Genomic DNA, 11,359 nt, shown 5'->3' on the forward strand with positions numbered 1-11,359 from the left:
TGTATCTATATTTCTTTTTAGTACTGAAGGAAATTTGTATCGCTCGGAGTGACTGCTTTTATAAAATCCATATCAGCTTTACCAGGGTCTACAACGACAAATTCTGTAGCCCAATGGCCGGAATGAAAGATCACGTTACTGTCATTATAAAAATTAACCGTAAACCATTTAAATTTTTCAGCCATTTCATAGTGCTGCGTCAAATAAACTTCTATACTTCTATTTTTACTAAATTTAAATATTGTTAAGTTTGTTTCCTCTTTAAATACCTCTGCGAATACTGTATTTATTTCAGTCAGAATTTCTTTTTCCTCATTCCAGCACTGTATTTCAATCATATTAGCCTTCTTTAAATAATATTGAGTCAATGGCACCCAATAATTATAGTTTTCTGGCAATGGAAAAGTCGGATTTTCATCATAAGTAAACCATGGAACAGTAAATTGTATCTCCACATTTCTTCTCCTCCACCTGCATTTTCTGCTAATTATATAATTCGTCTTAATTTAGTGCATTCCTTTCCTTAAACGCTGGAATATTACTGTTAAAGCAATAATTGTTATTTATTATTAGGTTAAGAGGCTGTGTTATCCCTTCATTGTACCTTTTCGTTCTATGTAGTCGATTTTTTGCGGCGCAAGGGTAATCATGGAGGACTTTTAAATGCTTCGTCGCACCTGTCTATGTACGTTGGAAATGTGCAAGCATTTTGGATGATCCCACTACCCTCTGCTCAATCAATAAATGCTAAAAGGTAATACTGACCTTTAACACACCTCAAAATATAATAGCAACTGATCAAGAACCTGCTACTGCTACTCATCAATGGGCCATCCCCTTAAGTTGGCGATATCATCAGTCCAAAAAAACAATTCACATGTCAAGAATAAAAAAAACTAGGAAGTGCGAGCTTCCTAGTTCGATGTTATTCTTCTTCAGTTCCTAAAAGGAAATCTGGGTTCAGGTCTTCGAACTCGTCGTCATCGACACCATGGCCCCATTCATCATCGTCACAGTCGCATCCGCCTGGATGGACAAGAACACATACCTTTGTTTCTCCGATGACTTCAACCATGAACTCCCTCTCTACATGCACGATGATCTTATTGCCGTTTGGCGAGATGACTGCTTCGATGCAGTTAGGCTGCTGAAGCACCTCGACAAGTACATCGTGGTCATCCATGCAATCTGGGTCGCGGTATTTCAGCTTGATGACATCGCAGTATGTTACTTTTTCTGTTACTACTTCTGTTCTTGTATTATCATCAAAGGAATACCAGATATTGTTGTCATAAGACCCGCTTACCTCAACTGTTTTGCCGACCTTTTTTGCTTTATACTTATGGTTTATGACCCAAGCGCCTAGAATGCTGCTCGGATGATGCGCTGGGTTGATCGTATGATTGGACTGTGTAAACTTGCGTCCTTTCGCTACGACGGCTTTCGTGATAATCTCTCTGTAATCTCCCATTGCGAGCGAAACCTCCTCAATCTTTTTCAATTCATCCTATGCGTGATATTAGACTAGTGTGCGATTAATTTTAGAACAGCTAGTAAAAACTTAGGCATAGTTCATTGTATGCCCATTCGCGTTGAATGTTCCCGATTGATGAAAAAGTGGAGGCCAGAACATAAAAAAACATGGTATCTATCTTGTATAGATACCATGTTCCAATAAAATTTTAAGTGTTTAATGACTGCAGCTGCTGCCACAGCTCTCGCCATTTTTTATCGCTGCGCCAGTTTCCCCGCGAAGAACATCTCCGCCAGTTGAAGCAACCACCTCATCCGTAACGGTATTTGAAATCGTTGTAGCAATTAATTGAAGAAGTTCATTTACCTCCATTTGAGATTGCTTGAATTCTTGTACCACTGGAATTTCGTCAAGCTGCTGCTCTAAGGAAGCAATTTTTTCTTCTGTCTTTTGTAGAGCTTCTGTTTTTCCGTAGTGCTGGAAGTTAACAGCCTGTTTTTGCAAACCTTTGATAGAAGAAATAATGGTTTTTACTTTTTCATTTTCGTGAATCTGCGCTTCTGCACGCTTGAAAAAGTCTACTTCCTCCGTCTCAGCAATCATTAATGCTATTTCTCTTGAACGCTTGATAATGTCATCTTTATTGTATTTAGCCAACTTACTTCACCTCAACTGGTTCAAATTCTTTGATCATTTCCCCGTTTAATGACCATGTTTTTGCATTTGTAATTTTCACTTTCACAATTTTGCCAATCGCTGTTTTTGGACCGACAAAATTCACAAGCTTCTGCTTGCTTGTATAGCCAGCAAGGACATCAGGGTTGTTCTTGCTTTCGCCTTCTACCAATACTTCAACAATCTGATCCTGATATTTTTTCATGGACTGTGCAGATTGCTCATTAACAAGTGCATTTAATCGCTGCAAACGCTCTTTCTTTACTTCCATCGGGACATTGTCCTGCATCTTCGCAGCAGGTGTTCCTTCCCTTGGTGAATAAATGAACGTATATGCAGCTTCAAAGCCAACTTCACGAACAAGGGACATTGTTTCTTCAAATTGCTCCTCGGTTTCATTCGGATAGCCTACAATGATATCTGTAGTCATAGTAACATTAGGGATTGCGGCCTTAATTTTACGGACTAGCTTAAGATATTGTTCACGTGTATATTTACGTGCCATTATCTTCAATACATCAGTGGAACCAGATTGTACCGGAAGATGGATATGATCCATCAAATTACCGCCTTTTGCGAGCACTTCGATCAAATGATCGTCAAAGTCGCGAGGATGGCTTGTTGTAAAGCGGATTCTAGGAATATCAATTTTACTGATTTCATCCATCAGGTCACCAAGACCAAATGACATATCAGTAAAGTCTTTTCCATACGCGTTTACGTTCTGCCCTAGCAGGGTAATTTCCTGATAGCCCTGTGCAGCAAGCTGACGTACTTCCTGAATGATATCTTCTGGACGGCGGCTGCGCTCCTTGCCGCGAGTATAAGGAACGATGCAGTATGTGCAGAACTTATCACAGCCATACATAATGTTAACCCATGCCTTAATATTGCCCCGGCGAACTTTAGGAAGGTTTTCAATTACATCCCCTTCCTTAGACCAAACCTCAATAACCATTTCCTTCGACATATATGCTTCATGGAGAATGTTTGGCAAACGGTGGATATTATGTGTTCCAAAAATCATATCAACCTGGTTATATGTTTTTAAGATCTTATTTACAACTGATTCTTCCTGTGACATACAGCCACATACACCCAGCAGGAGATCAGGCTTTTCTTTTTTCAGATGTTTTAGATGCCCAAGTTCTCCAAAAACCTTATTTTCGGCATTTTCTCTGATCGCACAAGTATTTAAAAGAATGACATTTGCGTCTTCCACCGTGTCAGTCGGCTCATAACCAAGGTTTAAGAAGATTCCTGCCATAACTTCTGTGTCATGTTCATTCATCTGACAGCCAAACGTGCGGATGTAGAACTTACGTCCCTGGCCCATTCCATGGAACTGCTCAGGAATGGCAAAGTCCTTATGATACGCTACTTCTTCCTTGCCGCGTTTCTTCGCATCCTTCAAGGAAGGAGCTGTATAAACTGTTTCAAAGTACTTGCTGTAATCCTTATCGGATTTTTTGTCTGAAGAATCAGCAATTTGTACTTGTTGGCTTTCCAAGCGTTGTTTTTCGTTCATTGTAGATCCCCTTTCGTTAGAAAAGCGTGAGCGATTTGAGCCGCTACGAATTGCATTAATCCGCTGCTATGAATAAGGGTGTTATTAACAGCTCATGCAGAGTGAAAACGGTCAGGCACTGGAGTCTATCACCAGAACACTGCCGCATTTTAAAAAACAGGGATAATTAATTTTGAAACCCTGAAAATATTAAATATACACATTATAATAGTATAAACTCTTCACTCAATGAAAACAATAGTAGGCACTGTAAATACAGCATTCCTTTATAAAAATTGCCTGTCTAATATCCAATATTACCTCAACAATATATCTTTAGGTGTGATGCTTGTCACGAATAAACGATAATAAAAACCCCAATCAAATGATTGGGGTCTAATATTTCCATTCCAAGTACCTCTTTGGTTTAGAAGACAATTTTAATTACATGAATTCTGCAACTAGCTTATCAAAGTGAGCTTGATCAAGCTTAAGGTCTGCATCTACAAGTGGAGTTTCTGAGTAGCCGCTAACTAGCTCCTGGTATGATTTGCGCTCGGTGTTTTGATAGATTAAGCCCGTTACAAGTCCATTATGCTGCATCAAAGTTTGCATTGCAGCTTCGCGGTTTGATGGGTCATATCCCTCGATATCGCTAAGCTTTGTCAGGTTTTCTTTGAACCAGTCATATGTGTTGACTTTATTGTAAGTTACACATGGGCTGAATACGTTGATTAAAGAGAAACCTTCGTGATTGATTCCTGCTTCGATAAGAGCGGTTAAATCCTTAAGGTCAGTTGAGAAGCTTTGTGCCACGAATGTAGCGCCAGCTGTCAAAGCTAATTCCATTGGAGAAATCGCTTGTTCGATTGAACCCATTGGAGTTGATTTCGTCTTGAATCCAGCAGCAGAACGAGGGGATGTTTGTCCCTTTGTCAAACCGTAAATCTGGTTATCCATAACGATATAAGTAATATTGATGTTACGGCGGATTGCATGGACTGTATGTCCCATTCCGATCGCGAATCCGTCACCGTCTCCACCTGAAGCGATAACTGTCAAATCACGGTTAGCCATTTTCACGCCTTGCGCGATAGGAAGCGCACGTCCATGGATACCGTGGAATCCATAAGAGTTAATATATCCGGAGATACGGCCAGAACAGCCGATACCTGAAATAACTGCCAATCCTTCGGGCTCTAGTCCAACATTCGCAGCAGCACGCTGAATTGCCGCCTGTACAGAGAAGTCGCCACAGCCTGGGCACCAGTTTGGTTTTACATTATTGCGAAATTCTTTAAAAGTCGCCATCCTAGAACAACTCCTTGCATTTTGTATGGACTTCCTGCGGCAAGAATGGATTTCCGTCATACTTGAGAATCTTAGTGATCTTCTCATGACTTCCCACGTTCATCTTCATAATGTTTGCCAGCTGTCCTGTTGCATTATTTTCAATAACTGCAACCTTCTTTGCAGATTTAACAAGCTGCATCATTTCATCAGCTGGGAATGGATGGATCAGGCGCACATGTGCGTGGTTTACTTTCAAACCATCCTTCTCAAGTCTTCCCATTGCTTCTTCAATTGCACCCCGTGTAGAGTTAAAACCTACGATCAATAGATCAGCTTCCTCGTGTGGAGCGTTTTTATGGATTGGCGTATCGAACTTCAGATTGCTGATCTTGCGGAAGCGCTTATCCATCTGAGCAATGCGGTTCGCAGCAGATTCTGAAGGTTTTCCAGTTTCGTCATGCTCAACGCCAGTAACATGGTGGATACCGTTCTTCATTCCTGGGACGACACGTGGTGATACACCATCTTCAGTCACTTCATAACGCTTAAAGTAACCCTTGTCATCAATTTCAGGTAGTGCTTCAGTAGCTAATTTCCCACGGCGGATTTCAACTTTGTCAAATGCAAGCGGTTCAACAGTCTGCTTTCCTAATGATAACTGAAGGTCAGTCAGCACGATAACCGGGCACTGATATTCTTCTGCAAGGTTAAAAGCTTCTGTCGTATCGTAGAAGGCTTCCTGAACAGTACTTGGAGCCATAACAATTTTAGGAATCTCACCGTGAGTTCCATAAATCATTGCCATAAGGTCGGATTGTTCCTGCTTAGTAGGAAGACCTGTTGATGGGCCGCCACGCTGAGTGTCAACAATTACAAGCGGAGTTTCAGTAATACCTGAAAGACCGATTGCTTCCATCTTCAATGAAAGACCAGGACCTGCAGAAGCTGTTAGCGCACGCACGCCACCATAGTTTGCGCCAATTGTCATCGTAACGGCCGCAATCTCATCTTCTGTCTGGATAACTGTTCCGCCAAGAGCAGGAAGTTTCTTGATCAAATATTCCATAATTTCTGATGCAGGTGTGATTGGGTATGCAGCCATGAAACGGCAGCCTGCTGCCACAGCACCAAGTGCGATCGCATCGTTACCAATCATAAATAGGCGTTTTAGACCGTCCGCTTTTTCAAGCTGCATAGTCTCGGAATCGCCTAATTGTTGTTTCGTATATTCGTAGCCCGCTTTGATGGCTTCCATATTTTTATCGACAACTTGTTGTCCTTTGCGTCCGAAGATTTCCTGGACGACTTCTTCAAAAACCTGGATATCCAAATCTAAAATAGCACTAGTCGCACCGATGGCAACCATGTTTTTCATAAGAGATGTTCCCAGTTCAGTAGCCATTTCCGTAAATGGAACCGCATACATCGCGGCTTGAGTATCCTCTGGCTTCTTTGGGTCAAACTTAGCATCAGCAATAATTACGCCATTCTCATGCAATTCTTTGTAGTTTACATCGATTGTTTCCTGGTCGAAAGCTACAAGAATATCTAAATCGTCAGAAATAGATCGAACCTCTGTAGTGCTTACTCGAATCTTATTATTTGTATGTCCGCCTTTGATACGTGATGAAAAGTGACGGTAGCCATACAAGTAGTAGCCTAGACGGTTCAATGCAATAGAGAAAATTTCCCCGGTAGATTCAATTCCTTCTCCCTGCTGTCCGCCAACTTTCCATGAAAGTTGATTGATCATCTCTTACACCCCTTTAGATACGTAAAAAAATATGTAAAAACGTTCGTTATTAAGTGTAGCACTTTTCCTAGTCATTCACTAGAATTAACGGTTTTCAAACAAAATCGCATCTGAAATCTAGCAAAAGGATGGTACTAAACGCTTACAATTCTAGACCTATGTGAAAAAAAAAGCAACCCTTTATAAGGAAATATTGACGAAAATATGAATATTTTTTTATTTATTAAAATATTATAAGTTCATCGCCTTCCGCTTTTAACTAAAAAACAGGTGAACCCCTTGATGCTATTGGTTTTTGCCGTTTCCCCACGGGAGTCGATCCGCCATATTCGAAAATAAAAACTTCTTTACTTGTATATCAGAATAGTATTTTTGTAATTCATTCCATAAGTTTTCGTATTGATTGTTTCCAGCTAGCTTTGTTACCGAAAATTCGGTACCGTCAAAGTCAGAGCCAAACCCCACATGGTTCTCTCCTCCTAATGAACATACATATTCCAGGTGACGGAGAACATCATCTAAAACAGCTTCCTTAGTTCCCGATAAAAATTCCGGCACAAATGTAAGTCCCATTACTGAGTCCCTTTCAATTAATGCCAAGACCTGATCATTCCGCAGGTTTCTCGGATGCGGACAAAGAGAATGACAATTGGAATGCGAAGCAAACATATGCCTGCTTGTTTCGATTACATCCCAGAATCCCCGCTCTGATAGATGGGAGACATCGCATGCCGTATTTGTGTCGTTTAACACCTTTATTACCTGTTTGCCGAATCTTGAAAGTCCTGCTCCTCGTTCTTCCAATGCACCGTCTGCAACACAGTTTCCATAATTCCATGTCAACCCCACTGCTCTGACTCCAAGCCTTAGCAGCGTTCGCAATTTCAACAGATCCTGGCCAATTGCGTCACATCCCTCCAGCGTCAGCATCGCCCCTATTTCCTTTTCACCCAACTCACGTATATCCTCTTTGCTTTTTACCAGCTTCATCTGCGGATAGGGTGAGAGAACCTTCTCGTAAAATAAGTCCGCCATCCTAAGTGCTGCCTGAAATTTCAAATCAGGATGGACCGACTCCGGGACATAGATGGCAAAGAATTGAACTTTGGTCTTTGAAATGACCAACTGCTCCAGATTTACCTGCAACTCCTTTGAACTGCCGAAATCGAGGTCTGGATTCATAAATAACTTATATAATACATCACAGTGAGCATCGAATATTTTCATAAGAACTCCTCCTATTTATATTGATAATACGGCAAAAAACGAAAGAAACCTGCTTGCAAAAGCAAACAGGCAGATTATCTATACCATATATATCCTTAAATAAACAAATTCTATCTTTATGGCGGACTTCCGCCAGAGTTACCTAGGTTCTACGATCAGTTTGATTGCCGTTCGTTCTTCGCCATCAATCAGGATATCAGTAAATGCCGGGATGCAAATTAGATCGACGCCGCTAGGTGCTACGAACCCTCTTGCGATCGCTACTGCCTTTACGGCCTGATTTAATGCACCCGCTCCAATCGCCTGGATTTCTGCGCCGCCTCTTTCACGCAGTACTCCAGCAAGCGCACCAGCTACAGAATTAGGATTAGATTTTGCTGAAACTTTTAATATTTCCATTCCTGGCTCCTCCTTATATTGTCCCGATCCTGGATGCCATAAGTGGACATCCAGGTTTGTTTGTTCCACTGCTACTATATTCAGGAGGAAGCCTACATATGACCCACAATAAAAAATCTGCGGAGAAAGTCGTGAAAACAGATTCTTTTGGTTACGTATAGAATGGGTGGTCATCATTAACAAGGATTGTTTGTATCTTCACTGCCTTGCCTGTTTTCTTGTCAAGGTCAATCAAGACAGCAGATAGCTGAGAGCGACCGTCCTTCGCGACCTCAAACCTCGTGGGAAGGCTTGTCAAAAACCTTCTGAGGACAGCTTCCTTCTCGACGCCCAATATGCCGTCATATGGCCCCGTCATGCCCACGTCGGATAAAAATGCTGTACCATTAGGCAGGATTCTCTGATCCGCTGTCTGGACATGAGTATGCGTTCCTACAACTGCTGATACTTTACCGTCGAGATACCAGCCCATCGCTTGCTTCTCACTTGTTGCCTCAGCGTGAAAATCCACAAAAATCATCGGCGTTCTTTTCCTTGCTTCTGCAATCAACTCATCTGCCTTTTTAAAGGGACAGTCAATCGGAGTTAAAAAGGTTCTCCCCTGTAAATTGATGATCGCAAGCTCTTCCTGATTAATCTTTAAATATACAATGCCCTTTCCCGGTACCTCTTCAGGGAAATTGGCAGGTCTCACTAGATATTTGGCATTATCAATAAATTCAAAAATGTCACGGTTATCCCAGGCATGGTTTCCAAGCGTTACAGCCTGTGCTCCCTCTTCAAGAAATTGGCGATAAATCTTTTCAGTTATCCCTTTTCCGCTGGCCGCATTTTCCCCATTGATGACCGTCACAGTCGGCCGATATTTTTCTTTCAACTTTGGCAGGTATTCGGTTACCATATCTCGTCCTGGAGAACCTACTACGTCTCCCACAAATAAAATTCGCATCAAAATTCCCTTTCCTGTCTCAAATTTAAGCCGTGTAAATCAAATTGTATCATACTCACATATCTTTAAGTAAATCTATAGATGAGCATATAACAGTACATTATCATCAATAAAAAAAGCGGTGCAAAAGCACCGCTTTATTTTGCGTATTCAACTGCCCGAGTCTCACGGATGACTGTAACCTTGATATGACCTGGATAATCGAGCTCTTCCTCGATTTTCTTACGGATATCACGGGCCAGGCGGTGAGCCTGCAAGTCATCAATTTGATCTGGTCTTACCATAATCCTGATTTCTCTGCCTGCTTGAATTGCAAACGACTTTTCGACTCCTTCATATGACTCAGAAATTTCTTCCAATCTTTCAAGGCGTCTAATGTAGTTTTCAAGCGCTTCGCTGCGGGCACCAGGCCTTGCAGCTGACAATGCATCAGCAGCAGCAACGAGTACTGCAATAACCGAAGTTGGCTCTGTATCGCCATGGTGAGAAGCAATACTATTGATGACAACAGGATGCTCCTTATACTTAGTAGCAAGTTCCACCCCGATTTCTACGTGGCTACCTTCTACTTCATGGTCGATCGCCTTTCCGATGTCATGCAGGAGTCCTGCGCGGCGAGCCAATGTCTCATCTTCACCTAACTCAGCAGCAAGCAAGCCGGACAACTGCGCTACTTCCATTGAATGCTTTAGAACATTCTGTCCGTAGCTGGTTCGATACTTCAAACGGCCAAGAATTTTGATTAAGTCTGGATGCAGTCCGTGAACGCCCACCTCGAAAGTTGTTTGTTCCCCAACCTCACGGATGTGCTCATCCACTTCACGGCGTGCCTTCTCAACCATTTCCTCAATTCGAGCCGGATGAATACGTCCGTCCTGAACTAGCTTGTCTAGAGCTAAACGGGCTGTTTCACGCCTGATTGGATCGAAACCGGAAAGGATTACTGCTTCCGGAGTGTCATCAATAATGAGGTCGATTCCCGTCAACGTTTCCAGGGTACGGATATTCCGTCCCTCACGGCCGATAATGCGTCCCTTCATTTCGTCATTCGGAAGGTTTACGACTGACACAGTTGTTTCAGCAACATGGTCAGCTGCGCATCTTTGGATGGCTAGTGAAAGAACTTCCTTAGCTTTTTTATCGGATTCCTCTTTCGCCCTGTTTTCGTTTTCCTTAATCATTAGTGCAATGTCGTGAGCAAGTTCTTGCTCAGTTCGTTCCAAAATGATGGATTTAGCCTCATCACGCGTTAAGCCCGAGATGCGTTCTAGTTCAGCCTGCTGTTTTCGTACCATCTCGTCCACTTTGCTTTCCATCTCTTCAATATGCTGTTGTCTTTTGGAAAGAGCGTCATCTTTTTTCTCTAAAAGATTTTCCCGTTTATTCAACGTTTCATCTTTACGGTCAAGATTCTCCTCTTTTTGCAATAAACGATTTTCTTGTTTTTGCAGTTCATTTCTTCGCTCACGAATTTCACGCTCTGCTTCAGTGCGCAGCTTGTGATTTTCATCCTTAGCCTCTAGCAGGGCTTCTTTTTTCATAGCCTCTGCTCCGCGCTTCGCATCTTCGATAATCTGCTCAGCAGCGTTTCTGGCACCTGCAATTTTTGCTTCCGCAACGGATTTACGATAAAAATAGCCAACAACTGCACCGACGAATAGGCCAAGCAAAATGGAGATGATCAAAATAATAGGATCCATCATTTTCACCTCCTCTTGCTATGAACTTGTGTTACGTTTTTTAAAGTGTCGGCATGTACATTGTTTCAAGCATCAACATACAGCTCTAATGCTTTTAAACGTTTTTAATACCATGAAAATGTAAAATATACATTTTTAATTGTAAAGCTGCTAAATTTTATTGTCAAGGGTTTGTCCCCCAAGGATTCTAAACCTTTTTATTCATTATTCTATTTTTTCTAATTTTTATTGGCTCTGTTAAACAAGGCTGTTGATTTTCGTTCCAGGCGCTTCGCTTTCCGCGGGGCTGGCGCTGAGCCTCCTCGTCGCTTCGCTCCTGCGGGGTCTCACCTGACCAGCTGCGCCCGCAGGAGTCTACGCGCCTTCCACTACAATCAACAGG

General features: G+C 42.1%; 10 protein-coding genes and 1 pseudogene. All 11 read right to left on the reverse strand.

Going from position 1 to position 11,359, the window contains the following annotated elements; all coding sequences use genetic code 11:
- Positions 1-17: 17 nt before the first annotated feature.
- Positions 18-455 (reverse strand): hypothetical protein, encoded by a 438-nt coding sequence (locus V7201_RS14755; protein WP_335377502.1) that lies wholly within the window; start codon positions 453-455, stop codon positions 18-20.
- 470 nt (positions 456-925) lie between these two features.
- Positions 926-1,471 (reverse strand): outer spore coat protein CotE, encoded by a 546-nt coding sequence (locus V7201_RS14760; protein WP_335377503.1) that lies wholly within the window; start codon positions 1,469-1,471, stop codon positions 926-928.
- Between the two features lie 219 nt (positions 1,472-1,690).
- Complete coding sequence (locus V7201_RS14765) at positions 1,691-2,131, reverse strand: RicAFT regulatory complex protein RicA family protein (protein ID WP_335377504.1); 441 nt, start codon at positions 2,129-2,131, stop codon at positions 1,691-1,693.
- A 1-nt stretch (position 2,132) separates the two neighbouring features.
- Complete coding sequence (miaB, locus tag V7201_RS14770; RefSeq protein ID WP_335377505.1) at positions 2,133-3,677, reverse strand: tRNA (N6-isopentenyl adenosine(37)-C2)-methylthiotransferase MiaB; 1,545 nt, start codon at positions 3,675-3,677, stop codon at positions 2,133-2,135.
- 423 nt (positions 3,678-4,100) lie between these two features.
- Complete coding sequence (locus tag V7201_RS14775; protein WP_335377506.1) at positions 4,101-4,967, reverse strand: 2-oxoacid:ferredoxin oxidoreductase subunit beta; 867 nt, start codon at positions 4,965-4,967, stop codon at positions 4,101-4,103.
- Position 4,968: 1 nt separating this feature from the next.
- Positions 4,969-6,702, reverse strand: a complete 1,734-nt coding sequence (locus V7201_RS14780; RefSeq protein WP_335377507.1) for a 2-oxoacid:acceptor oxidoreductase subunit alpha — start codon at positions 6,700-6,702, stop codon at positions 4,969-4,971.
- A 285-nt stretch (positions 6,703-6,987) separates the two neighbouring features.
- Positions 6,988-7,929, reverse strand: coding sequence for a dipeptidase (locus tag V7201_RS14785; RefSeq protein ID WP_335377508.1), 942 nt, complete (start codon positions 7,927-7,929; stop codon positions 6,988-6,990).
- Between the two features lie 138 nt (positions 7,930-8,067).
- On the reverse strand, positions 8,068-8,328 hold the full coding sequence (spoVS, locus tag V7201_RS14790) for a stage V sporulation protein SpoVS (protein ID WP_010193268.1): 261 nt from the start codon (positions 8,326-8,328) through the stop codon (positions 8,068-8,070).
- A 151-nt stretch (positions 8,329-8,479) separates the two neighbouring features.
- Positions 8,480-9,277 carry a TIGR00282 family metallophosphoesterase gene (locus V7201_RS14795; protein ID WP_335377509.1) on the reverse strand — a complete coding sequence of 266 codons (798 nt, stop codon included), beginning with the start codon at positions 9,275-9,277 and terminating at the stop codon, positions 8,480-8,482.
- A gap of 137 nt (positions 9,278-9,414) precedes the next feature.
- Entirely contained in the window at positions 9,415-10,977 is a 1,563-nt protein-coding gene (gene rny / locus V7201_RS14800) for a ribonuclease Y (RefSeq protein ID WP_335377517.1), read from the reverse strand.
- Between the two features lie 187 nt (positions 10,978-11,164).
- A pseudogene (locus V7201_RS14805) lies at positions 11,165-11,359 on the reverse strand (hypothetical protein); the annotation flags it as partial.

The organism is Bacillus sp. JJ1122 (assembly GCF_036964885.1).
Lineage (GTDB): Bacteria > Bacillota > Bacilli > Bacillales > Cytobacillaceae > Mesobacillus.